This is a genomic window from Vibrio sp. YMD68 (genome assembly GCF_029958905.1).
GTDB lineage: Bacteria > Pseudomonadota > Gammaproteobacteria > Enterobacterales > Vibrionaceae > Vibrio.
Genome location: NZ_CP124613.1, coordinates 1,292,212 through 1,317,670, shown reverse-complemented (window position 1 = coordinate 1,317,670; position 25,459 = coordinate 1,292,212). Strand labels below are relative to the sequence as shown.

General features: G+C 44.8%; 23 protein-coding genes. 14 read left to right on the top strand and 9 right to left on the bottom strand.

Annotated features, from left to right (window positions below; all coding sequences use genetic code 11):
- The first annotated feature begins 249 nt into the window (after positions 1–249).
- Positions 250–1,842 (top strand): ATP-binding cassette domain-containing protein, encoded by a 1,593-nt coding sequence (locus tag QF117_RS05860; protein ID WP_282385324.1) that lies wholly within the window; start codon positions 250–252, stop codon positions 1,840–1,842.
- 192 nt (positions 1,843–2,034) lie between these two features.
- On the opposite strand, the gene QF117_RS05855 is transcribed toward QF117_RS05860, so the two are convergent.
- Positions 2,035–3,075 (bottom strand): alkene reductase, encoded by a 1,041-nt coding sequence (locus QF117_RS05855; protein WP_282385322.1) that lies wholly within the window; start codon positions 3,073–3,075, stop codon positions 2,035–2,037.
- A gap of 140 nt (positions 3,076–3,215) precedes the next feature.
- Between QF117_RS05855 and QF117_RS05850 the strand changes: the two genes are divergently transcribed.
- Positions 3,216–3,794, top strand: coding sequence for a TetR/AcrR family transcriptional regulator (locus tag QF117_RS05850; RefSeq protein WP_282386168.1), 579 nt, complete (start codon positions 3,216–3,218; stop codon positions 3,792–3,794).
- A 180-nt stretch (positions 3,795–3,974) separates the two neighbouring features.
- Here the strand turns inward: QF117_RS05850 and QF117_RS05845 are convergent, their stop codons facing one another.
- Complete coding sequence (locus QF117_RS05845) at positions 3,975–4,850, bottom strand: AEC family transporter (RefSeq protein WP_282385320.1); 876 nt, start codon at positions 4,848–4,850, stop codon at positions 3,975–3,977.
- Between the two features lie 211 nt (positions 4,851–5,061).
- On the opposite strand from QF117_RS05845, the gene QF117_RS05840 reads away from it, so the two are divergent.
- The 6 genes from QF117_RS05840 (at position 5,062) to QF117_RS05815 (ending at position 12,442) form a co-directional block, all read left to right on the top strand.
- A complete protein-coding gene (locus tag QF117_RS05840; RefSeq protein WP_282385318.1) occupies positions 5,062–6,204 on the top strand; it encodes a sugar diacid recognition domain-containing protein in 1,143 nt (380 codons plus the stop codon).
- A 182-nt stretch (positions 6,205–6,386) separates the two neighbouring features.
- A complete protein-coding gene (locus tag QF117_RS05835; RefSeq protein WP_282385316.1) occupies positions 6,387–7,742 on the top strand; it encodes a GntP family permease in 1,356 nt (451 codons plus the stop codon).
- 22 nt (positions 7,743–7,764) lie between these two features.
- Positions 7,765–8,898, top strand: a complete 1,134-nt coding sequence (locus QF117_RS05830; RefSeq protein WP_282385314.1) for a glycerate kinase — start codon at positions 7,765–7,767, stop codon at positions 8,896–8,898.
- A 300-nt stretch (positions 8,899–9,198) separates the two neighbouring features.
- Entirely contained in the window at positions 9,199–9,957 is a 759-nt protein-coding gene (locus QF117_RS05825; protein WP_282385312.1) for a RecX family transcriptional regulator, read from the top strand.
- Between the two features lie 250 nt (positions 9,958–10,207).
- Positions 10,208–10,930: an oxygen-insensitive NADPH nitroreductase gene (gene nfsA / locus QF117_RS05820; protein ID WP_282385310.1), complete on the top strand. Its 723-nt coding sequence runs from the start codon at positions 10,208–10,210 to the stop codon at positions 10,928–10,930.
- Between the two features lie 162 nt (positions 10,931–11,092).
- Positions 11,093–12,442 (top strand): magnesium transporter, encoded by a 1,350-nt coding sequence (locus tag QF117_RS05815; protein ID WP_282385308.1) that lies wholly within the window; start codon positions 11,093–11,095, stop codon positions 12,440–12,442.
- Positions 12,443–12,508: 66 nt separating this feature from the next.
- Here the strand turns inward: QF117_RS05815 and QF117_RS05810 are convergent, their stop codons facing one another.
- Complete coding sequence (locus QF117_RS05810; protein ID WP_282385306.1) at positions 12,509–13,480, bottom strand: L-threonylcarbamoyladenylate synthase; 972 nt, start codon at positions 13,478–13,480, stop codon at positions 12,509–12,511.
- Positions 13,481–14,238: 758 nt separating this feature from the next.
- Here QF117_RS05810 and QF117_RS05805 point away from each other — a divergent pair.
- The gene (locus QF117_RS05805; protein ID WP_282385305.1) at positions 14,239–14,919 is read left to right on the top strand and encodes a DUF1826 domain-containing protein; all 681 of its coding nucleotides are present in this window, start codon (positions 14,239–14,241) and stop codon (positions 14,917–14,919) included.
- Between the two features lie 142 nt (positions 14,920–15,061).
- Here QF117_RS05805 and QF117_RS05800 read toward each other — a convergent pair whose 3' ends face one another.
- From QF117_RS05800 to QF117_RS05775, 6 genes are all read right to left on the bottom strand, one after another.
- Positions 15,062–15,499 carry a GNAT family N-acetyltransferase gene (locus QF117_RS05800; protein WP_282385304.1) on the bottom strand — a complete coding sequence of 146 codons (438 nt, stop codon included), beginning with the start codon at positions 15,497–15,499 and terminating at the stop codon, positions 15,062–15,064.
- Positions 15,500–15,575: 76 nt separating this feature from the next.
- Positions 15,576–16,043, bottom strand: a complete 468-nt coding sequence (locus QF117_RS05795) for an OsmC family protein (RefSeq protein ID WP_282385303.1) — start codon at positions 16,041–16,043, stop codon at positions 15,576–15,578.
- Between the two features lie 92 nt (positions 16,044–16,135).
- Positions 16,136–16,396, bottom strand: a complete 261-nt coding sequence (locus tag QF117_RS05790) for a DUF5062 family protein (RefSeq protein WP_026026777.1) — start codon at positions 16,394–16,396, stop codon at positions 16,136–16,138.
- 140 nt (positions 16,397–16,536) lie between these two features.
- A complete protein-coding gene (locus QF117_RS05785) occupies positions 16,537–18,000 on the bottom strand; it encodes a PepSY domain-containing protein (RefSeq protein ID WP_282385297.1) in 1,464 nt (487 codons plus the stop codon).
- A 109-nt stretch (positions 18,001–18,109) separates the two neighbouring features.
- The gene (locus QF117_RS05780; protein WP_282386167.1) at positions 18,110–18,460 is read right to left on the bottom strand and encodes a hypothetical protein; all 351 of its coding nucleotides are present in this window, start codon (positions 18,458–18,460) and stop codon (positions 18,110–18,112) included.
- Positions 18,461–18,695: 235 nt separating this feature from the next.
- Entirely contained in the window at positions 18,696–19,139 is a 444-nt protein-coding gene (locus tag QF117_RS05775; protein ID WP_282385295.1) for a MarR family transcriptional regulator, read from the bottom strand.
- A 250-nt stretch (positions 19,140–19,389) separates the two neighbouring features.
- On the opposite strand from QF117_RS05775, the gene QF117_RS05770 reads away from it, so the two are divergent.
- The 5 genes from QF117_RS05770 to QF117_RS05750 all read left to right on the top strand — a co-directional run bounded on the left by QF117_RS05770 (position 19,390) and on the right by QF117_RS05750 (position 25,459).
- Positions 19,390–19,812, top strand: a complete 423-nt coding sequence (locus QF117_RS05770) for an organic hydroperoxide resistance protein (protein ID WP_282385294.1) — start codon at positions 19,390–19,392, stop codon at positions 19,810–19,812.
- Positions 19,813–19,919: 107 nt separating this feature from the next.
- Complete coding sequence (locus tag QF117_RS05765; protein ID WP_282385292.1) at positions 19,920–20,849, top strand: NADP-dependent oxidoreductase; 930 nt, start codon at positions 19,920–19,922, stop codon at positions 20,847–20,849.
- A 647-nt stretch (positions 20,850–21,496) separates the two neighbouring features.
- A complete protein-coding gene (locus QF117_RS05760) occupies positions 21,497–23,275 on the top strand; it encodes an extracellular solute-binding protein (protein WP_282386165.1) in 1,779 nt (592 codons plus the stop codon).
- An 11-nt stretch (positions 23,276–23,286) separates the two neighbouring features.
- Positions 23,287–24,375 (top strand): microcin C ABC transporter permease YejB, encoded by a 1,089-nt coding sequence (locus tag QF117_RS05755; RefSeq protein ID WP_282385290.1) that lies wholly within the window; start codon positions 23,287–23,289, stop codon positions 24,373–24,375.
- Between the two features lie 55 nt (positions 24,376–24,430).
- On the top strand, positions 24,431–25,459 hold the full coding sequence (locus QF117_RS05750; protein ID WP_282386164.1) for an ABC transporter permease: 1,029 nt from the start codon (positions 24,431–24,433) through the stop codon (positions 25,457–25,459).

The following is a 25,459-nucleotide window of genomic DNA, read 5'->3' as shown; positions in this document are numbered from 1 at the left end:
GAAGAACTAATGCCTGTCATCCATTTACATCACTTTTTTGGATCCACAGGGTTAGTAGGCGTAGCTTTATCGCTCGTATCGAGCGCGATTTCCTGCACACCACACGAATAATAGAACGCATGCCATTTATGTTTGCCATTAAAAAATGTGGCCGTCATATTGCTGCTGTCTATTTTGGTCTCTATCCAGGGTTTTCTTGAGATTTTGACCCCGCTACGCTTTACGCCCCTGTCTAACAGGAGGCTATTTATGCCACACCTAACATTACAACCATTATTTCAAGCGAATAAACTCAGCTACCGATTCGATAATGGCCAGACCTTATTCGATAATATTTCTTGCACGTTTACTCATCGCCGGGTGGGTTTAGTTGGACGCAACGGAGTCGGGAAATCCATTCTGGCTTCACTGCTGATAAAAGATCGAGCTCCTTCTTCTGGGAACGTAGATCTGCACACTACCGTCGCCAGTTACAATCAACTGCCCTCCACTTTGCTTCAAAGTGACACAACGATTGCTCAATACCTGAAGCTCGATGACATCATTCGGGCGTTGGAAAGCATTGAACTCGGAGAATGTGGTTCCGATCTCTTTGCTCTGGTTGAAGGGCGTTGGACGGCCAAACTCGATCTAGAACAGCAGCTTATCAAGCTGGGTTTGCCTAAGGATGTTCACTTCCCGTGCCATTTGTTAAGCGGAGGGCAGTTGGCTCGTCTTCGTTTATGGCAGCTTTTTAATGAACACGTTGGGTTGCTTGTTTTAGATGAGCCATCGAATCATCTCGATAGGGAAGGTAGACGGTGGTTAGTCGAGCAAATGAGCCGGTATTCAGGAGGTATTTTGTTGATCAGCCACGATAGGCAATTGCTTCGACATATGGACAGAATTTGGGCTTTATCGACTTTAGGCTTGACTCAGTATGGTGGAAATTTTGACTTCTATGTAGAACAAAAGCACCAAGAATCCATGGCCATAGATCGCCAGCTTACGAGCGTGACAAAACAACAAAAGCACTTAGAGGTACAGGCTCAAAAAAATAAAGAAAAATCTGACCAAAGAGCAGCAAAAGGAAACCAAACTCGTGTAAAAGGAGGAATGCCAAAAATCGTACTTAACCAGCTTCGCAGTCGAGCGACCGCCAACGTGTCGAATCGAATGAAAAATGAGGGTGGACGGCGAGAGCTGTTACAAGACAAGGCGAGCTTATTGCAAGCGAGGCAAGAGCAGTTAAAAGAGCAAAAAGTTTATCTTTCAGATGGGGTTAACCGGTCGAAAAATTTGGTGTCGATTGTCAATGGTTTACTTCCTTTTGGCTCTTGTGAACCTATTGATTTACAGATAAGTCGTGGCATCAAATTGCATCTTCAAGGAGGGAATGGAAGCGGAAAGTCGACTTTATTAAAAGTGCTGTTAGGCCATGAAAAATATGCGGAAGGGACGTGGTCCATCAACACGCCAATGATGTACTTAGACCAACACTTTGGGCTGTTGAACGAGCGACTCTCTCTGCTTGATAATGTGTGTCTACTTTGTGACGGAGTGCAACACAGTGAAGCAAGAACATTACTGGCGGGTATTGGATTTCGTCGAGATGATGTTCATCGTTTAGCAAATAAACTCAGTGGTGGTGAGAAAATGAAGCTCTCGATGCTCGTGGTAAGCCATCAAACCAAGCATCCGCTGTTACTTCTTGATGAGCCGGATAACCATCTGGACCTCGATTCTAAAAGGCTATTGTCCCGAGCTCTTAATCGTTATCAAGGCGCGTTTGTCATAGTCAGTCACGATGAAGAGTTTGTGCAAGAGTGTGGCGTGAATAGGCCTTTTGTGTTGTCAATGTAAGGCGCTTGAACAAGCTAACCTTGATTCTCTGAATACTGAGCTGCTCAACCTTGAGTGACTAAACCTTGAATAACGAACATTGCGTGCACGGTCTTTGAGGTAAATAAAAAATGCCGTCAATAGTATTGACGGCAAAGTAATGCTCAAGAAAAAATGGATCAAAAGTTAGACAGGGATGGATTGAAATTTAGCTTAAACGAGCGTCATCAGCATATCGTCTGAATAGGTGACAATTTCCTTGCCAGATTTTACTTTGGCAACGTAATCAGGGTTGGCTATAAGAGGGCGACCAATAGCAAGTAAATCAAACTTATTCGCTTTAATCGCTTCACTGCCCGTTTCGGCGGTATAACTTCCAACGCCCACTAATGTTTTCGAGTAGTTTGCACGCAGATAACTGGAAGCGCTTCCGCCCAAATAATCAAATGTCATGGAGTCATCGAAGATGCCAACATGAAGATAAGCAAGATTGCGTTTTTCCAGCTCAGTCAGTAAGTGATCGAAGACATCTCTATCGCGATCATCGCTATCAATATTGAAATATGCCCCAGGAGAGACACGCAGAGCCGTGCGATCTTCACCGATTTTAGCACTAATGGCATCAATAACCGCGAGAGGGAAACGAACCATGTTGATAGGGTTCCCACCAAATTCATCATCACGAACATTACTGCTGTAATGCAGGAACTGATCAATCAAATACCCATTGGCACCGTGAATTTCTACGCCATCAAAGCCTGCTTCAATCGCGTTTTCTGCGGCTTGGCTGTAGTCGTTGACCAGTTGTTCTATTTCATCTCTCGATGCCGGTTTTGGTACGGTGTATGTGAGTTCACGCATTCGGGGTACCGATCCTTCAACCGCGATGGCAGAGGGGGCTAGTACAAAGTCGCCATCGAAAAAATGTGGGTGCGCGACACGCCCTGTATGCCAAAGTTGAGCAAAAATCTTTCCACCATTGCTATGAACGGCATCGGTGACTTTTTTCCAACCGCTAATTTGGTCTTCACTAAATAGGCCTGGTGTATTTGGATACCCTTGTCCATCTGGTCGAATAATGACAGCTTCAGAAATGATCAGCCCAGTGTCAGCACGGCGAGCATAGTAATCCACCATTTGTTGGGTAGGGACTAAGTTCTCATCGGCCATACAGCGAGTGAGTGGCGCCATTAAAATACGGTTTTTCAGTGTAATCGTATCGTTGAGGCTTAGCGGTTCAAATAAGTTTTCCATGCTGATCCTTATGGTCTGAGTGTCTATTTCTTGAATGCCCATTCAAATTAGACTAAGTTGAATGATCATTCAAGTACTATTTTGAATGATTGTTCAAAATAGGGTAGTATGAGCGACAGTCAGCAAAGGTGAGAATGAATATGCGCAGTGCAGAGTTTGATCGAGAAAAAGTACTACGGTCAGCAATGGATGCCTTTATCAGTAAGGGTTACAGTAAAACCAGTATGCAAGATTTGAAAAAAGCCACAGGGTTGCACCCGGGCTCAATCTATTGCGCGTTTGAAAATAAACGAGGGCTACTGGTTGCTGCGCTTAATCAATATCGTCTAGAAAGAAACAATGAATTTATGGCTGTGTTCGACAGCAAAACTACCGTCATGGAAGGATTGGAAGCGTACCTTGATAGCGTAGTAGAAGAGTGTGAAAGAGCTCAAATTAAGCACTGCTTGCTGCAGAAGGCCTTGAATGAATTGGCCGATCAAGATGAAGAAGTTGAAAACATCATCAGTAAAATGCTCAATGATTGGCAGCAAGCCTTTACTGAAAAACTCCGCCAAGCTCAGCAAGATAAAGAAATATCCGAAGATAAAGATTGTGAGGAATTGTCGCAGTTTTTAGTCATGGGTATTTATGGTATCCGGACTTTTTCGTATACCCATCCAGTGGCGGGATCTCTTGGCCGGTTGAGTCAGCAGTTACTGACGTATATTCGCAGTTAATCGCTTCCCTTAACCCTCTAATGTTTACTTTTCCTGCACGTAATCAAGCCGTCGTTACGTGTGCTTCGTTCAATGGACCAACAGCGGCTGTTTGCTCATTTATCTTCTTCATTATTTGTAATTTCCTTCCCTTTCTTTCTAGCCCCCTATAACTGAAGTTCCGTCAGCCTCGGTGAAAATTTACAAGGAGAGTGCAAAAATCAGCAGCAAGGGTAACGTGGCCACACTGAGAAAGTTACCAAACAAAACCATCGACGCAACCTTATCAGGTTCAACTTCAAACCGTTCCGCAAAGAGATAGTTCATCACAGCAGGTGGAAGCATAGTGAATAGCACCATCATTTGTAGGTGAAGCGTTGGCAGTGGGATCAACCAGTAAATAATTGCAAATGCGACCGCCCCAGTCGCTAAAGATTGAAGTGTACTGAGTAATCCGATTTTAAGCCCACTAAAGCGCAGATTAACCATTTGAGAACCAAGAGATAGCAACATAATGGGAACCGCGGCCTGCCCCAGAAGTGAAGTGGCTTCGATGAGCGGGTTCCAAACAACGATCCCTGATAGGTTGAGAAACATCGCAAGTGCGGCCGCTAAAAATACGGGCATGGAGAAGATTTGCTTAAAAGGATTTCCCTCGCTAAGCAACGCTAAGCCAATACTAATGTGGACACAGGCCGACATAACAAACAGTAAAACCGCAGGAGCTAAAGCCGCATCACCAAAGGTATAAGTAAAAAGTGGGATGGCCAGATTACCACTATTACGAAACATATGAGGCGGCGCCCATGCTTTGAAATTTAGACCCAGGTATTTACAGATCGGAATCATGAGCAGGCCCGGTACCAGGATCGCAACCAAAGAGGCGTAAATGAGGGGAAGCTGTTCTGTATCAAGAGGCATGGTCGCCAGCGAGGCAAATACTAATGCGGGGATACAAACACTCATATTGATTTGATTGATCGGTTTGAAATCTGGTTTTAACCATCGACCAACAGCAAAGCCAACGAACGCAAGAGCAAAGACGGGAAATAAGATATTAATCACTTGCTCGAACATACAGTTCCTCTAGAAAATACGAAGGTAAAAAGGCATGGCTGCATTACGTTAGCAATATTTTAGGGCCTCGTCACTTGCCTTATGCATGTTGATGAAAATGAGGTGAAATGCGGAAAGAAATAAGAGTGGGTTGGAATATTTTCTATTCAGTACAAAAACATAAGCGCAGTTTGGATATACTGAATGTCAGTTAACCTTAAGAGCTTCCACCATGCAGTTAAATTCACTGATCGCACGTCAGATTGTAGAAAGAGCCAGTAAGATCATTCAATACCCTGTCAACGTCATGGATGAAAATGGGCAAATCATCGGTTCAAGCGATCCGGCTCGATTACATCGTACTCATGAAGGAGCGCTGTTAGCGATTCATGACAATCGGACCGTAGAAATCAACAAAACCGTGGCGAGTACATTAAATGGTGTCAAAGAAGGGATTAACTGCCCCATCCTGTATCAGGATCAAGTCATCGGCGTGGTGGGGGTTTCTGGTGTCCCTGATGATGTGAGAAGTTTTGGTGAACTGGTTCAAATGACGGCTGAGTTAATCATTGAACAAGCCGCAATGATGGCGCAGATGCAATGGAACAATCGACACCGTGAGGAGTTGCTAAGCCAACTGATTGAAGGATCGAGTTTAAGTGACAATCAACTGATGTCGATTGCAGAGCGTTTGGATTTGGACCTTACCCAACCGAGAGTGGCGGCGCTGGTGAAAGTGGTTCCAAAGCCGAATCAATCGGTGACACAAGAGCAGTTGCAAAAGCTCGTTGATTTATTGGAGTACCCAGCCAGAGACAATATCGTCGGTATTGTTTCCGTATCCCAAAATGAGGTGGTAGTCCTTAAACCCATTACGACTAAAGAGGATCAGTGGTGTATAGACGCGGAAAAAGAACGGGTCAAAAAGCTGGCTAGACGGGCCAAAAAAGAGTGTGATTTTACCATCCAGATATTTGTTGGCGGTTACTTCCCTGGTTTACTTGGCCTCGCGAGATCCTATGAAACGGCGAAAGCCACATTGGATTCCAGTGTACCAACGGCCCAAAGCACCCTGTTTTTTGATGATCACAAGCTGTCTGTCTTTATAAGCAGCATAAAACAGGACGCTTGGAAAAAAGAATTATTGATGGCTCCAATCAATAGATTGAATGAAAAAGACAGCAAGGGAGTATTGATTAAAACGCTCAATTGCTATTTTTCTCAAGACTGTGATTTAGCTCGAACTTGTCGTTTATTACATATTCATAGGAATACACTGAGATACCGATTAGACAGAGTTGAAGAGATTACAGGTTTAAATATCAATAAGTTAGATGATTCTATTGAGCTCTATCTCGCTTTGAAAAGTCAGTAATACCCGGCTGTTAATTGTGCAAGTGCACAGTAATAAAATATTGATAGTGTGAATAATTTGTACGCTTGCCCAAAGGAAACTGACTGAGTTCGTTTGATAATAACGACGTCCCCTACAGGCAAACCCAGTATCGGCAGTCATCAAGTACTGGATACAAATTACATAACAAAAAAGGAATTACCATGACCCTAGTTCTCATACTATTGGGGGTGATAGCATTCATCGTCCTCTCTACAACCAAATACAAACTACACCCATTTTTATCATTGATTCTAGCTGCATTTATTGCCGCTTTTGCCTACGGATTACCGGCTGACAGCATTGCGAAAACCATCGCCTCAGGCTTTGGTGGAATACTCGGCTATATTGGTCTTGTTATTGTCCTCGGCACCATCATTGGTGTGATACTAGAAAAAAGCGGCGCTGCCATCACCATGGCAGACACCGTCATTAAAGTACTGGGTGAGCGGTACCCAACACTGACCATGACGATCATTGGGTACATTGTTTCCGTTCCTGTTTTTTGTGACTCGGGCTTCGTGATTTTAAATTCATTGAAAGAGTCTTTAGCTCACCGGTTAAAAACCTCCAGTGTTGCTATGAGCGTGGCGTTGGCTGCGGGTCTTTATGCTACGCATACTTTCATTCCTCCAACGCCAGGCCCAATTGCGGCTGCGGGTAATCTGGGATTAGAGTCTAATCTAGGTTTAGTCATTGGTGTGGGTATCTTTGTCGCCGCGGCTGCATCTTTGGCGGGTATGTTATGGGCAAATCGTTTTAAAGACGTAGAGCCAGATGTAAAAGCTGAAGAATTTGAAGCAGCAAGTCAAGATTGGAAAACACTAAAAGCCTCTTACGGTGAATTACCAACGGCAACCCAAGCATTCGCCCCTATTTTTGTGCCTATTTTGCTTATCTGTTTTGGATCCATTGCCCGTTTCCCAAGCCTGCCTCTCGGTGAAGGGGTCGTCTACGATGTCTTGAATTTCTTAGGTCAGCCGTTAACAGCGTTATTTATTGGTTTACTACTGGCGACTCGTTTGCTTAAAGCCAGTAACAAAATTGAAGAGTTTGGCGAGCGCATTAATCAAGGTATTCTGTCTGCTGCGCCAATCCTATTGATCACTGGTGCAGGTGGTGCGTTTGGTGCGGTACTAAAAGCGACGCCGCTCGGTGACTACCTTGGTACGACATTATCGGCACTGGGTGTGGGTATCTTCATGCCATTTATTGTCGCTGCGGCGCTAAAATCGGCGCAAGGTTCGTCGACCGTTGCTCTAGTGACCACATCTGCCTTGGTTGCTCCGATGCTAGCGCAATTAGGGCTTGATTCGGAAATGGGCCGTGTATTGACCGTGATGGCGATAGGCGCTGGTGCAATGACCGTGTCACACGCTAACGACAGCTTCTTCTGGGTCGTGTCTCAATTCAGCCGCATGTCAGTCGGCTTAGCATACCGAGCACAAACGATGGCGACGTTAGTACAGGGCATTACTGCAATGACATTGGTGTATATCTTAAGCCTTGTCCTTTTATAACAATAAAAATTAGGAAATCTCTATGAAAGTGGTTATTGCTCCGGATTCTTACAAAGAAAGCTTAACAGCAATGGAAGTGGCTTGTGCGATTGAACGTGGCTTCAAACAAGTGATGCCCAATGCGGAATACGTTAAGTTACCGATGGCAGATGGCGGAGAAGGAACCGTTCAATCTCTTGTTGACGCGACGGGAGGAATCATTGTTGAACAGCAAGTCACCGGTCCAATGGGTGATAGGGTTGAGGGTTTCTTTGGCTTGGTTGGTGATGGCTCGACGGCTGTCATTGAAATGGCAGCCGCTTCAGGGCTTGACCTTGTTGAACGCAATAAACGCAATCCATTATTAACCACTTCATATGGTACGGGCGAGCTGATTAAAGGTGCGCTCGACAAAGGGGTAAAACACATCATTATCGGTTTAGGTGGCAGCGCGACCAACGATGGTGGTACAGGCATGGCACAAGCTCTCGGTGCAAAGCTTATCGACAAACATGGCAACGACTTGGCCTACGGTGGTGGCGCACTCAAGAACTTAGTGAGCATTGATTTAACCGAACTCGATCCGCGTTTACAAAGCGTTTCTCTCGAAGTTGCTTGCGATGTGGACAACCCATTGTGTGGCATAAAAGGGGCTTCCCATGTGTTTGGCCCTCAAAAAGGGGCAACATCTGAGATGATTGATACCTTAGACGCTAACCTTGCGCATTATGCAAAAGTGATCGCTGAAACCACAGGTAAAGACATTAAAGACGTTGCAGGCGCTGGGGCCGCAGGAGGCTTAGGTGCCGCACTCATTGGGATGTTTAACGCCACGTTACGGCCCGGGATCAGCATTGTTATGGATGCGGTAAACCTTGAAAAGGTGGTAAAGAGCGCGAACCTGGTTATTACGGGTGAAGGCCGTATCGATAGCCAAACCATTCATGGGAAAACCCCGATAGGCGTCGCGCGTGTCGCAAAACAGTTTAAGCTTCCTGTCATCGCGATCGCTGGGTCGACAGCAGCAGATTGCAACGTGGTTTATGAGCATGGTATTGATGCGGTCTACAGCGTTGTTCTTGGCGCTACGGATCTACCAACGGCGCTAAAAGAGGCCGCATTTAATATTGAAATGACGTCTAGAAATGTTGCAAAAGCCCTGTCGATTCGGCTGTAACTGAATGAAAGAATGATTTTAATGTAGAGTAAATCTGACACCAAAGGACATCACATTGATGTCCTTTTTTTCATGGTAGGGTTGGGAGATTGACGACCGAATACCAATTTACAAAGGTTGGTATCCCTGACACACTTCCAGTTGACTTAACCCACCGCATTTCGGTGGAGAGTTATTTTTGTTTGTTCGCTCGTTAAACAAATAAACAAATAAACAAACAGACAAACGTGAAATTTTAGAGGCCGTCATTTGCATACTGATCAGAATCGAGTCAAAAAGGCAACACGCATAGAAAGTGTCATGAACTCAGCCATGTGGCATTTGGGCCAGCGCGATCTGACCGAAAGCGAGTTGATCAACAAGCTTCGAATCAAAACCGATAACGAAGATTGGATCACTCAGACAATAGAAAAGCTGCGCCGGTTAGATTATCTGAAGCCAGATAATGAATTCGCTGAACAGTTTGCAGAGCGCGCTTTTTCCAGTGAGTACGGCTCGGGTTATATTCTGGAAAAATTGAAGAAGAAAGGCATAGCTGGTGCGCTGATCCAGGAGGCCATCGAGAAAGTAAAGCAAGAGCGACAAATCGATGAACAGACGATACTGACCGAACGAGTGAATCACTATTATCAAGAATTCACCATGAGCAAAGAAAAGCTCGTGGCCGCGCTACAAAAACGCGGTTTCAGTTACGCTCAAATTAACGAAAGCCTTCGGCAGCATCCCAGTTTTGCTCAGTTACGTTCAAACCTAGAAATCAAAGCTGAAAAAGCCGATCTTGAGAAGGAAGTGCTGAAATATGTTCGTAAAGGCAAAGGGTTAACGGTGATTCGTCAAGAACTACGTCAGCGAAAAATAGACGTGACGGATCTCGACGCCTTGATCGACAAGCTCGTTGACTCAGGAGAAATCGATTTTTATAGCGCGTGTTTAGAGCAGTTGGAAAAGAAATCGTACGATCTGAATATTCATAAAGAGCGCAGCAAAGCGTACGCAATGCTAAGCCGAAAAGGGTATTCTTCAGAACAAATTCAATTCGCACTCAGTGAAAGCAGTTAAAAAGAAAGCCGTTATAAATAGCGTGGTTAAAAATTAAAGCGGTTAAAAAGAAAATAGCAAGAACGAAAGCAGCAAGAAAGCAACAACATAGAAAGCGACAACATAGAAAGTCGACTCGGTTGCATTCATGTACGGAAATTGGCTTGTACAGAAATCAGACCGTTGATCATGGCTTTTTTGTTTACGCTAACAGCAAATATCGTTACTGTAATTCGTGAATCATAATAACAACAAGGATTGTCTGAGACTCATGAACAGCACAATAGAAACCATTTTAGGTCACCGATCCATTCGTAAATATACACAGCAGCCAATAGAAAAACAGCAGTTGGAGGCGATCATTCAAGCGGGTTTAGCCGCTTCATCGTCCAGCATGTTGCAGGTTGTTTCTATCATCAGAGTGACAGACAAAGATAAGCGAAAACTGCTGGCTCAATATGCGGGGAATCAAGCGTATGTAGAGAGTGCTGCTGAGTTTCTTGTGTTTTGTATCGACTACCAACGCCACGTTGAAATAAATCCACAGGTCCAAGCTGACTTCACAGAGCTGACTCTTATTGGCGCTGTTGATTCTGGAATCATGGCGCAAAACTGTTTATTGGCCGCCGAATCATTAGGGTTAGGTGGCGTGTACATTGGCGGATTACGCAATAACGTTCAACAGGTTGATGAACTTCTCGGGCTTCCTCAAAATAGCGCGGTACTTTTTGGCATGTGTTTGGGGCACCCGGATCAACAACCTGAGCTGAAGCCTCGTTTACCTGCTCATGTCATTCTGCACGAGAACCAGTATCAGCCGCTGAGTTTGGACGATATTAAAAACTATGACGATTCCATGCAAAGTTACTACGCCAATCGTTCAAGTAACCAGAAACAAACGAGCTGGTCACAAGACATAACAGGGAAGCTTTCTGGGGAATCACGCCCACACATTCTTCCTTACTTGAATGGGAAAGGATTGACCAAACGATAGAGCTTTAAACACACTCATCATGAAGTGCCTAATGGTTTTTGGAGTGGTACGCCCTTCCTGCTCAGCCATAGGCTCTTCATCTATTGTTTCGTTGATCTTTTCATTGATGTTTTAAGATTATCCCCTATATTCTGACAAGTCTCTGTCTCCTCAGGAAAAAACATGGAAAATAACACCATTCAGGATGTGGTCAGTGAGTTGCTTACTGATTCTGGTGATGCCAGCTCGCAACAAGCCGTGATAGAGCAGTGGGAGCAAGATAACTCGGCTGTCGATGTTGCGCTGCTACTCGAATCTCTCCCGCTTACCGAGCGTTTAGGTACATGGGAGCAACTTTCAGATACGATGAAAGTGCCTGTGCTGGTTGAGATGCGTGCAGATGCCAGCACGTCGATCCTAGATAATCAAGACGACGGTACATTGCTGGCTCTGTTTACCGGGATAGATGCTGATACCTTGCTCGAATTGCAAGACAGCATTCCTGATCATTTGCTCGAAAACGTACTTGGGCTGATGAATGAAGAGCAGCAAAATCGCTATTCTGCCGCACAACAATTTGACGATGAAGAAGTAGGCCACTGGTGTGATCACCAGCCTTTAGTGGTGCCAGCAAAAACCAAAATCAAAGTGGTCATGCGATTGCTGCGCCGCAACCTTCCGCCACATAGTCACGTGATTTATCTGGTCGATAGCCGTGGCAACTGGACAGGAACGGTGCGCATCAATCGTTTGTTTGACGTTGAACCGACACTGCGAATTTCAGAACTGTCAGAAGATGATTTTCCATCACTCGATGCAAAGGAAGACATTTATTCCGCGTCCAATAAAGTGTCACTCAGTGGCGAATCCTCTTTACCCGTTATTACTGAAAGTGGCTTATTGATTGGCCGTTTAGACATGGGCACCGCCTACAAACTCCAAAGTGAGAAAGCGGAATCTCAATTGATGGCACAAGCGGGTCTTGGTGAAGATGAAGACCTTTTTGCCTCGGTACGCAAAAGCGCACAAAATCGAGCTATTTGGTTAGGCATTAACCTGATGACGGCGTTTTTAGCCTCGTGGTTTATCGGCTTGTTTGAAGCGACGTTGCAGCAGGTGGTTGCATTGGCAGTGTTAATGCCTGTTGTCGCTTCAATGGGGGGAATAGCGGGTAGCCAAACATTGACGTTGATTGTTCGGGGGTTAGCACTTGGGCAAATATCTAAAGCTAACCTTAAACCTTTATTAACGAAAGAAGTGAAAGTCGGTGCGCTGAACGGTGTGTTATGGGCAGTCGTCATTGGCTTTGTTGCCGGTTACTGGTTTGAAAACCCAATGCTGGGTGTTGTGATTGGTATTGCCATCGTTGCTAATATTATTTGCGCGGCGATATCAGGGATTTTTATTCCCGTGATACTCGACAAGCTCAACATCGATCCTGCGTTATCTGGCTCGGTGATTTTAACGACAGTGACGGACATCGTCGGCTTTGTGACTTTCTTAGGTTTGGGCAGTGTGCTTTTACTTGGTTAGCTGATCGGTTGGCTGATCGGTTAGTCATAAAATAAAGTATTGGCTGCGGGTGCAGCCAATGACGAGTTATTCAGCGGCAGCGCGGCTTAATCTATCCCATATATCGGCCCATGCTTCAATGCGGGGTGGAGCTTCAACCAAAAGCTTTTTCACTCCTTTACCATCAAGTGCATGCAGAGAGGCGTACAGTGCCTGACGATAGCCGTGATGATCGTCGGGTAGGACGACACGGTGATCACAATCAATATTGTGTAGAGACGCCGAATAGACCAGCACACCGGTGTGATCTTGTTCTGTTTTTAATTGAGCTTCGAGTTCGTGAGTGGGGCAGATCACCACTTTCGCATTGGGCTGATAATGCACCTTTTTATTTCCAGACACAGCTTCCTGGTGGCTTTGTGGTGTCACAACCGGAAATGGCAAGTAGGGCTGTAAATCCTCTGCTGAGAGTGGACCGCTACGTAAAATCTCGGCTTTATCATCACTGATTCGTAAAATGGTCGATTCCGTACCGACACCACAACGTCCACCATCGAGTACCGCGGCAATTTTTCCATCCAGGCCACTCAATACCTGTTCGGCACTGGTTGGGCTGAGTTTTTGATAGGGATTGGCGGATGGCGCGGCAACGGCAATATCGAATTGTTGTAATAGTGACAACAGTACTGGGTGATCAGGCATTCTGACCCCAATGCTGGTCAGCCCGCCAGAGATGACATCAGAAACGTTAGGGTGGCGTTCGAAAATTAGCGTCAGTGGCCCCGGCCAAAAAGCGTCTGCCAGAGGCGTAACCCAGTCTGGAATATCTTTTACCCAGCGGGAAAGTTGGTCAAAGCTGCCGATATGGGCAATCAGTGGGTGGTTTTTCGGGCGTTGTTTAGCCTCAAAAATCTTCGCCACCGCTTCTGGGTTACTCGCATCTGCTGCTAATCCGTAGACGGTTTCTGTCGGTACTGCGACGAGTTCGCCAGCGGTTAACAGTTCTCCTGCGCGTTGGAAATCGGCAGGAAGTTCAGCGTTAAGTCTTTCTGTTTTCATGGGGTATACACCAGTGGCAACGTTAAAGGTATGCCACACTATCCTCTGTTGGTTCAATGTCTTGCTTTGAGCAGTGACGACACCGCTTCATATGGGCCTCTGCGAGACTCGTTGTTGTAGCATAATCATAGCATGGATGGAGGCTGACACGATCACATCATGATCAACCGTTAATCCGGTGCATGGTATTCTGTTTAAAGGCGCTGCGCCATATTTGTTGCACAATTATTCGATTAGCGGTGCAATGTAAAAGGGCATTGCTAGTAACGGATACTGCTAGTAACGGATATTGTTAGCAGCAGGTATTGTTAGCCACGGGCATTATTAGCAAAGTGAAGACTGCTTTTTCACATTCACTCAACGAATTCCAAATACCCTGTTTGGAAAGCGAGTTTACCATTGTCAAAGCTTGCCAGATACAGGTCACTGGTTCTTTACCTGTATTTTGACAAGAAGGTGGTTTTGATAACGGATTCAATAGCGAGCTCTAATACATCTCTCGCCACGGTTCCAAAAATGAACCTGGCCAACACTCGTTTAAATGCTGTCTCAACTCGTACTCCACTGGCGCCATCTGAACAAATCTTGTCATCGGATGAATAGATGTGCCGCTGTCTTAGCGGGTTTATTTTCTAGCAAAGTTGTTTTTGTTTACTAATTGCTATGTTATAACATTTCAATTGTCGATTCGTGGCACATCATACATTTCAAGGCTGCATGAGAGACGACAAACCAATAACAATATAGGAGGTTACGTAATGGGCGCTGTTTTAACGGAATCGCCAAGCTCTAAAACTGGCAATGAGTTCAGTGAACAAGACAGTTTCAAAGTAGGAAAGCAACCCACAATTTTGACAGGAATATACGAAGACAACATTAATATCGCGATTTGGCGAAGAAGCTTTAGTGAAGAGCTAACGGATGCCGTCAGTCAATTTATATCTGTTAACCAGAACGTAAGAAAGTCTATGACACTTTCTCCGAAAACGGCGTACGCCGAACTAGAAAATGCCACAGATGGGACTGCGCCTAAACTGCTGTTAGAGAATATGGTGGAGCTTGTCGATATGTTTTGCTGCCTATTCGACTTAAAAAAAGCAGGTTTTCGTTTAGCGGCGCTGGATGACGCGATGTGCCCGCGTTTTCACGTAGATCAAGTACCTTGCCGCTTAGTCACGACTTACCAAGGTATTGCAACACAGTGGCTACCCAATGACGTTATTGACCGTTCAAAGTTAGGACGGGGAAGTCATGGTCAATCTGACTCTATGTCTGGATTGTATCTTCAAGATTCCAATATTCAGCAACTCGCTTGTGGTGATGTTGCACTTCTAAAAGGAGAGCGCTGGAGTGGAAACGAAAGTAGGGGGCTGGTCCATCGTTCACCGACTATTTTGTCTGATGAAAGGCGATTATTGTTAACGTTAGACTTTGGTTAACGTTAGAGTGCGGTTAACGTCAGACCGTGGTTAACGTCAGACCGTGGTGCATCGATGTTAGCCAAACGAAAAATGTCACAAGAGATGGGGCCATCTTTTCCATTTCTTTTGCCTGTTCGTTCTAATTCGGGTCGCGGTCGGTTTATTCCTCTATTTTTGACACGTATTTTCTGAGACCAATTCGACTGTGTCCCGTTGGGAAATTCTCAAAACGGGTGAATTCTTTAAATCCCAAACGTTCATAAAAAACAGGTGCCTGCCAACTTTGTGTCCAAAGCCATAAACCGGATAGAGCTTGAGCCTTTGCAAACTCTTCCGCCTTTTTCATGAGCTGTTTACCTAATCCGGTTCCACGACAGCTTTCATCGACCCAAAGTTCGTCGATATAGAGCCATTCCCACAGTAGATCGGCGGTGAGTGCAGCAATGAGCTTGCCGTGTTCATCCTGAGCCGTCCAATTCAAACGCTCTTTGCTGTAAGGTGGTGCCATCTGTGTCTGGCTATGGGACTCAAAACCGGCTGTCAATTCCGCTTGTGTCAGTGTATCTAGATCACCGGTAGTGAAATCAATCTTAAACATTATTTACCTCCATTATTGGCGGGCTGCTGTTTAGAGCAGGCATTCGTTAAAGTAGGTTTCTCATTACGTTAAAGCTTTAGGTGATGATCTCCGTCACCACATCAGTCTTCACCGAATTGGCGATAAAACAGTTCTCATGAGACATATGGTGCATTTTTTCAAGTTGTTTGAGGGTAGGAATCCGATCATTTGAAAAGATGATGTGCGGTCTTAGCGTTACTTTTGTTATGGATGTTTTACCGCGCGAATCTTCTTCTAGAATACCCACCGCATTATCTACGTAGCTTTCGATGACGTATTGACGTTTAGCAGCAATGGAAAGAAAGACCAGCATGTGGCAACTCGACAAAGCCGCAATAAAGGCCTCTTCGGGATCGACATTTTCTTCTACAGAGTAGGGAAGAGGTACAATATGAGGTGATGGTGAGGCAGGGATAGTGATGCCGCCATCAAACTCCCAGTGATGCGCTCGACTGTATCGATTATCACTGAAGGGTTCGTCTTTCCCGCGAACCCAGCGCACCGTTGCTGAATAGTTAGACATTCATTTCATTCCTAGAGTGAATTGAGGTTGAAGGCGAGTTAAGAGCGTTGCAAAGAGCAACGCTGAGGTTTTGGGATAATTTGACGCCCTGTTTATTTTAAGGGGTCGTTGTCTGGAAGGGCTTTATGCAGCCACAGTGCTAACCGTTTTTTAATATTCGCTCCGTCGAGCTTATCGGCAGGAAGCGGAGTTATTTGGTTAACTTCAACCAAGAACAAATACACGGCTTTGATCTTGATGGGTTGTGAGGAGCTTGGCAAGTTTAGCCCTTGCAGTTTTGCCATCTTAAAACCGACGTCTAACGCCTTTTTTACCAACTTATCTTCATTAAGGATCTTTGCGGTCTTCGACATATCATCATTATCCTCAGTATTGATCGAGTGAGCAGTATACCAATTGGGGAGCATTACACGATTGTATGGCTCCCATATTGATAAGTATCTCTCGTTAATCAGCGGTGAGCTTTAAGTGTGGTAAGCTGTGAAATACAGCGTTAGTTCTTTAAAGCAGCGAAAGACTTAAATCGACTAAAAAGAAACCAGTCAAGCAGCAGCGTGAGTACGATGGTCACCCCTGCCAACGGAAACGCCAGACATATCAGAGAAAGTGTTACTGCTGCGGTTTTCCAAGTGCCAGGATGAGTAAATCTTGGAGGTACACCTAGATGGGCCCGATTTTTTGGTCGCCTAATCCACCACATAACCGCCCCAGTTACCGAAATAACAATGAACATGACACAAAAAAGAACGTTAAAGATTTTATTTAGGATGCTGATATCGCCCTGGTGCAGTGCTATGCCTGCTGCCATCATTTTGGCCATCACACCATAGTCGTCCCAGCTGACATCGGCCAATATTTCTCCGGAATACTGGTCAATATGCGTGGTTCTATCTTGGGTTGGGTCGATAATGTCACCACTCATTGTATTGGCTGACACAGTAAACACCCCTTGCACCCCGCGAGGGAAATGCAGTTTGTAGTGCGTGTATCCTAATTGATGGATAGTGGCTTCGAGGCGATCGAGGATCTGCAGTCCTGCTGGGGAAGAAGCATGATCTGTTCCCATCTTGCTGTGGTCGTGATTGGAGGCGGGCAGCGGCGTTTGTTCTAAGTTCCACGGCAACTCTTCTTCTGCCAGGTGGTTCAGTGACTGATGCGTCTGTGTTGACAGTGGCACATCATCCCATTTCTGAGCAGGGAATGTGCTCCAAGCTTGTACCATCTTTCCACCCCAAACCCCAGCCCACGCGAGACCCGAAAGAATGAAAAACAGAAAAACGAACGATAAAGTTCCGCCAAGGTTTGCGTGTAGATCGCGCATAAAAATACGTGGACCGTTACTTGTCCGAATTTTTAGAAAACCCGCTTTGGAGGCGTTATCGAACGGAAGCCATAGGTATATACCGGAGACTAATAACAAAATACATAGGCTAGCCGCAACTTCGATGAGATGGTCTCCCCAATCGCCTATCAGTAATGTGCCGTGTATGTCGTTGGCTAACTGATACCAACTGTCGCTGCGATCAATGGTGCCAAGTACCTCTCCGTTGTATGGATTAATCGTGGCGAATAAAATCTTGCCATCCGTGTCTTTTATAGAAAATCGGTTGGCAACATCCGCTGTTTTTGCCGGAATAAATTGAGTGACCGAATGGGTAGGGAATGCTTGCTGAATGATATTAAGCTGTTCAGATAACGACAGCTTAGCAAGCGATGTTGTAGAGAGTGTATTGGCTGATGTTTCATGCGAAATCGTCTCGGGAGATAGCTTAATAATATCGCCATAACGGGCAGTTTCAATTTCCTGGTCAAATAACATGACTAAGCCCGTAAGGCTGAGCATGAGTAAGAATGGGACAACAAATAATCCGGCGTAGAAATGCCATCGCCAAGTTAAAAAGTAGCGAGACTTTAGTTGTTGAGCTTCCATATTTTTATTTTCTGAATGAACAGACATTAATTCTTCCTTATTGATCACATTGAACACGAGTGCGACGAGTAGTCATCGACAAAACTCGAGTCGCAAAGCGTGTTGTGAATAAAATATTGGTATAGGTAAACGGGGGTTAACTAGGAAGAAAGAACGTAGGTGGGGCTCGAGGTAAAAGGGGGGTAGAGTGATTGAAGATTTGGATCGTTTGGTAAAGCTGAACTTTGGCTAGGCGTACTTGCAATGATACTAAGAATGGAGTGATGCAAGGATCAGTATCGTAAGAAAAATGACTGGCAGGGCAAGGTGAGCCAGCATGGTCGCTGCCACTAACGCTACTGTCACCGCTACTTTTAGCACCGAACTCATGGTCGTTTGAGGGAGAAGGGATGAATACTCTCTCAAATCCATTTGCCGTACACAGTGTTGCCCACACGCCCGCCGACTGACCGTGAGCATTAATCACTGGCATCAATACAATCAACATCCAGCTCAATAGGCTAGATAAGATCATGGCTCGACGAAATAGGGCGTTGTACATGTAAAAGTTAGGTTAAAGAATTTGGCCGAGAACTATACCGATTTTTCTCAATATTAACAGTGTATTGGGCCATTTAATTAACCTTGTCGCAACATTGGATGCCAAGGTACACTCAAATGTTGATTTTATGTGCACATCAAGTGCGCTAGATCCGCGAAACTGAGTGAACGAGATGCCCCCTCTACTTGGTGAGATTATCCAGTAACTTCTCACAGTCGTGCTTGAGTTTAAGTAGCTCATCCACCTTCATTTTAGACAAACACATCATTTCAGTAGGGACACTTTTGGCTTGTTCACGTAAATGGGTACCCGACTCTGTGACGGAGATAACTCGTACGCGTTCGTCTTTTTCGCTGCGAGTACGAGTCACGTACCCTTTTGTTTCTAAACGCTTCAAAAGAGGGGTCAGTGTTCCAGAGTCTAAGTGGGTTTTTTGCCCTAGGGTTTTTACATTCACGACGTTCTCTTCCCACAACACCATCATCACTATGTATTGCAAGTAAGTGAGATCCAGTGCCTTTAAGAGAGGTTGATACGCTCGCCCCATTGCATTTGAGGCGCTGTAGAGTGCAAAACAGACTTGGTTATCCAGAGTAAGGTAGCTCTCTTCGTTGGGTTCCTTCATGTTCACGATCCATCTCAATAATTTAATTGTGCACAATATACTTGCGCACTTGGATTGTTTCAATTAGTATTGTTGAAAATCAAGTTGTGCACAATTTAATTGCCATCAACTTAAATTGTATTCAAAGTGAACCCAAAGCAGTTTGAATACGTATAGACCAGGCCAATCAAGACCGAGCCGATAAAAATTAAGCCACTAACGACTTAAACAAATACTGACCAGAACAATTGAAAATAAAAGGATTCAGATCATGACAACTATCTACACAACATCAGCAACCGCACTCGCTGGCCGTAACGGTCAAGTTTCTACTGACGACAATAAACTGTCTTTAGCTCTGAGCTACCCAAAAGAAATGGGCGGAAGCGGTGAAGCGACCAACCCAGAGCAGCTTTTTGCTGCGGGGTATTCAGCTTGTTTTTCTAATGCAATTTTACACGTAGCCCGCGAAACAAAGGTGGCTATTGCAGCGGCCCCGACCACAGCAACCGTTGGCATTGGCCCAAATGAAACCGGTGGATTTGCACTAACGGTAAGCTTGTCGGTAGAGCTCGATTTAGAACAAGGCCAAGCGGTTGAATTGGTGAAAACGGCTCACCAAGTGTGCCCGTATTCAAATGCGGTACGTGGGAATATTGATGTTCAGTTAACCGTAAATGGTGCTGAGCTATAATTACTCGCGATACACCACTGACATTTGACCATCATAACTAACGATACAGGTTCTGAGCGGATTGTTTTGGGCCTGAGCTTCTAACAAGTCATCAATAGGAATAATTTATGCGCGCTGTTCGAATTCACCAATATGGTGGCACAGAGACATTAAAACTAGAGAATGTAGATAAGCCTGAGATCAATGACGATGATATTTTGATTTCTGTAAAATCAGCTTCAATAAACCCTGTTGATTGGAAAATTCGAGAGGGATACTTGCAAAGCTTTATCCCTTACGAACTTCCGTTAACGTTAGGTTGGGATGTGGCTGGAGTGGTTGCTGAAGTTGGCAGCAATGTAAAAGAGTTCAGCGTCGGTGACGAGGTATTTAGCCGCCCTGATATCACTCGAAATGGAAGCTACGCCGATTACATTGCAGTGAAAGCGGATGAGGCCGTGCTGAAATCGACCAAACTTGATTTTGGGCAAGCTGCTTCGTTACCGTTAGCAGGTATCACAGCATGGCAATGCTTAGTGGATGTTGCCGATGTACAGCCAGGTCAACGAGTTCTTGTACATGCGGGTGCGGGTGGGGTTGGTCACTTGGCCATTCAAATCGCGAAAGCAAAAGGGGCAACGGTGATTGCAACCGCGTCATCGGTGAACTTAGATTTGTTGAAAGAATTAGGTGCCGATCAAGCGGTCGATTATGCGAAAGCCCCGTTGATTGAGCAAATTGAATCCGTTGATATTGTTTTAGACACTATGGGTGGCGATGTTCAGAAGACGTCTTGGGCACTGTTGAAGGAAAATGGAATTCTCGTGTCTGTGGTTGATCAGCCTGACGAAGCGGTGGCAAACGAGCATAAGGTTCGTTCGGCGTTTGTCTTTATTGAGCCAAGTAGCCGAATTTTGAAAGCGTTAAATCAACTTGTTGATGCTGACCTTCTAAAACCATTGATTGAACATCGATTTTCTCTTGAACAAATAGTGGATGCGCACTTACAAAGCCAATCTGGGCGCACCCGGGGCAAGATTGTCATTGATGTCAATTAACCTCTTGATTGAGTGTCAAAAAGTGAAATGAAAATACGAACTAATGAAAACCGCTGAAGTATCAGCGGTTTTTTCATATCTATTTCATAATTTCAGATTCCGCTGAGCGTTAGGAAAGATAGACAAAGCAGAAAAAAAAGCCTCGTACCGTGTACGAGGCAGAATTGGAGATATAAGCCGTTATTATTTTCTATAGGGTTTACGTAGCTGGAGACTGACGTTTAGTGAATATTGATTGATTTTTTATTCAACATACAAACCTTAGTCGCAATTCTAGAAATAGCGATGTTTACGGTTGCAATGCATCTGATTTCCTAATTTTTTGTGATCTTAGTTCAGTTTCTGTGGCGTTAATCGATGTTGAGTGGAAGAAAATTAGAGAACTCTTCGATCTAACTATCGCGTTTCTATCGCCCATCGCGTTTCTAAAAACAGTTCTGTTGAGTTTACGAGCCAAACTCGACAGAACAAAACCTCGCTTTGATGAGGCTTGGGTATATACTTATCCAAGTAACTGAATTATTAATAGATATTAATGATGGGTGTATTCGCTCGAGTAAGCAGCGTATATATAGTAACAAGCGCCAAGGAATGCAAAGGGAGAGGTCATGCGACAGAAAAAGCGTCTTATTTTAGGTTTGATTCTGATGATGATGGGGACGGGAGTCCAAGCAAACGTTATTGAAACAACCCGCTTGGTCGGCTTTGGGGAAGCAAAGTATCCTGAGAACTTCACTCATTTTGATTATGTAAACCCAAACGCCCCCAAAGTTGGTAAAGTGACTTATGGCCAAATTGGTACCTATGACAACTTTAACCGCTACGCATCACGTGGGGTCCCTGCGGCAAAATCGGGTGAGCTATATGACACGTTGATGTATTCCCCAAGCGATGAAATTGATGCGTATTACCCTTTGATTGCGTCTAAAGTTCGTTATTCTGATGACTATACATGGCTAGAAATTGATATAAACCCTAAGGCTCGATTCCATGATGGAGTGCCCATAACCGCTCATGATGTCGCGTTTACTTTTGATAAGTTCAATAAAGAAGGGGTGCCGCAATACCGAGTCTACTACCAGGATGTCAAATCAGTCACCGCCGTCAGTGATTTGGTGGCTCGCATTGAGATGAAAACACCCAATCGAGAAAAACTGTTCAGCCTTGCTCAAGGCATGAGTGTTCTGCCGAAACATTTTTGGGAAGATAAAAACTTTTCTGAGCCCCTTTCTGAGCCTCCTGTAGGCAGCTCTGCCTATGCAATTAAGTCGTTTAAATTAGGGCAGAGTGTCACGTACGAATTGATCGATGATTATTGGGGTTCTGATCTTCCTGTGAATATTGGGCGTAATAACTTTAAGCAAATTCAGTATGACTACTACCGTGATGATACTGTGATGCTGGAAGCCTTTAAGGCGGGCGAGTTTGACCTGCGACAAGAGAGTTCCGCTAAGTTTTGGGCCAATTCTTACACTGGCACAAATTTCGATAAAGGCTTCATAAAAAAAGAAGAGATTGCGCATCAAAGTCCCCAATCTACTCAAGGATTCGTGTTCAACACACAGCGGGATATTTTTAAAGATCCTAAAGTTCGACAGGCGTTAAATTATGCGTTGGACTTTGAATGGATGAATCAAAATATGTTCTACGGACAATACACTCGAACCCGTAGCTATTTCCAAAATACCGATTACGAAGCGAAAGGGTTGCCGTCAAAAGAAGAAATAGCATTGTTAACACCGTTTAAAGACCGTATTTCCCCAAGCGTGTTCACTGACGAATACCAGCCACCAGTAACGGATGGTTCTGGCCGAATTCGCAGTGAAATGAGAGCCGCGTTTCGATTACTCAAAGAAGCGGGTTGGGAATTAAAAGATAAGGTAATGACGAATGTCGAAACTGGTCAGCCATTTGAATTCGAGTTGTTGATTTATAGCCCAACCACAGAGCGAATTGCGATTCCAGTGCAAAAAAACATGAAACGCATGGGTATCAACATGAAAATCCGCACTATTGATACGACTCAGTACGTCAAAAGGTGGCGTGATCGCGACTTTGATATGGTTTCAGCATCATATTCTGCTAACCCATACCCAAGCCCAAACCTAATGATCATTTGGAACTCAAATTACATTGATTCGAGTTACAACTACGCAGGGGTTATGGATCCTGTGGTAGATCACTTAACCAGTGAAATCTCTGCCAATCAGCAAAACCCAGACAAATTGTTAATGTTGGGCCGTGCACTTGATCGAGTGTTGCAGTGGAATTACTACATCATTCCTCAGTGGCATATTGGTCAATATCGAGTGGCGACTTGGGACAAATTTGAACGACCAGCTGTGATGCCTAAATACGATTTGGGGGTAGATACTTGGTGGGTATCTGAAGAGAAAGCCGCCAAACTCCCTGAAAAACGTCGTTAAAAGAGGGTTCAATGGCTGCGTATATATTTAGGCGTTTATTATTGGTGATCCCCACTTTGTGGGCGATCATTACGATTAATTTCTTTATCATCCAGATTGCGCCAGGTGGCCCGGTTGAGCAAGCTATTGCGCAATTAGAAGGCCACAACTCTGGCATCATGGAGCGATTTTCTGGTGGGGGTAACGAAGTTGAACTCACTACCGGAACCGATGATACAGCTTCGGGCTACAAAGGCTCACGAGGGCTTGACCCTGAAGTCGTTGAAGAGATAAAACGTCAATTTGGTTTTGATAAGCCGATCCATGTTCGCTATTTTGAAATGCTAAAAAACTACGCCATGTTTAACTTTGGTGAAAGCTTATTCAAAGGCGGCAATGTGATCGATCTTATTGTGGAACGCTTGCCTGTCTCTATCTCCCTTGGGCTGTGGAGCACGTTAATCATTTATCTGATATCCATTCCACTTGGCATATTAAAAGCAATCCATCATGGCTCCCGATTTGATGTTTGGTCAAGCGCACTGGTGATCATTGGCTACGCCATTCCTGGTTTCCTGTTCGCGATTATTCTGATCATCGTCTTTGCCAGTGGCAATTACTTCAGCTGGTTCCCACTCAGAGGCTTAGTATCGAGCAACTTTGACCAAATGACGTGGTATCAGCAAGTTCTCGATTATTTCTGGCACTTAGCGTTGCCGACGTTTGCAATGGTCATTGGCGGATTTGCCACATTAAGCATGCTGACCAAAAATTCGTTTTTGGATGAAATTAACAAGCAGTATGTCGTCACTGCCCGCGCGAAGGGGCTGGATGAAAATACCATTTTGTATAAACACGTTTTCCGTAATGCCATGCTGATCATTATTGCGGGTTTTCCTAGCGCATTCATTAGTATTTTCTTTACCGGGTCAATGCTTATTGAAGTGATGTTCTCGCTAGAAGGGATTGGCCTACTTGGCTTTGAATCGACCATTCAGCGTGATTATCCGGTGGTATTTAGTTCTTTGTATATTATGACGCTATTGGGGCTAGTCTTGAGCATTATCTCCGATCTGACCTATACATGGGTTGACCCTCGAATCGATTTTGAGGCTCGATAATATGAATGAAGCACAAGGCACAATGACTAAAAATCAAGACAGCATGATTAAGAAAATGCGCGCGAATCCACTGAATAAAGCACGATGGCTTCGATTTAAAGCCAACAAACGTGGTTACTGGTCAATGTGGGCGTTTGGGGTTCTGTTCTTTTTAAGCTTGTTTGCCGAATTGATTGCGAACGACAAACCTCTAATGGTCAACTATGACAGCGGTTGGTATTTCCCCATTGCTCAGCCATACGCAGAAACCGAGTTTGGCGGTGAGTTTGAAACAGAAGCCGATTACACCGATCCGTTTGTCACCGATTTGATTGAAGAGAAAGGCTACATTATTTGGCCAATTATCCGCTTTAGCTACGATACGATTAACTTTGATATTGCAGGTAGTGTTCCTTCAGCGCCGGATTCGGTTAATTGGCTTGGCACCGACGACAAAGGACGAGATGTATTGGCGAGAATTATCTACGGCTTTCGAATTTCAGTGCTGTTTGGTTTTGCCTTGACGATTGTCTCCAGTATTGTTGGCGTCATCGTGGGTGCAACTCAAGGTTATTATGGTGGTTGGATTGATCTTATGGGGCAGCGATTTATCGAGGTCTGGTCTGGTATGCCAACACTGTTTTTGTTGATTATTCTATCGAGTTTTGTTGAGCCGAATTTCTGGTGGCTGCTGGGAATTATGGTTCTCTTTAGTTGGATGAGCTTGGTAGGAGTGGTGCGAGCCGAGTTCTTGCGGTGTCGCAACTTTGATTATGTTCGAGCGGCTCAAGCGATGGGCGTGGATGACAAGCGAATTATGCTCCGTCATATGCTGCCGAATGCGATGGTTGCCTCGTTAACCATGATGCCATTTATCTTGTCCGGTTCCGTTACGACACTGACCTCCTTGGACTTTCTTGGTTTTGGATTACCCGCAGGGTCGCCTTCGTTAGGGGAGCTTCTCGCGCAGGGTAAAGCGAACCTTCAAGCACCTTGGTTGGGTATTTCTGCTTTTGTGGTGTTGTCGTTGATGTTAACGCTGCTGGTGTTTGTTGGGGAAGCGGTTCGCGATGCCTTCGACCCACATGCTCAGGGAGGTCGTTAA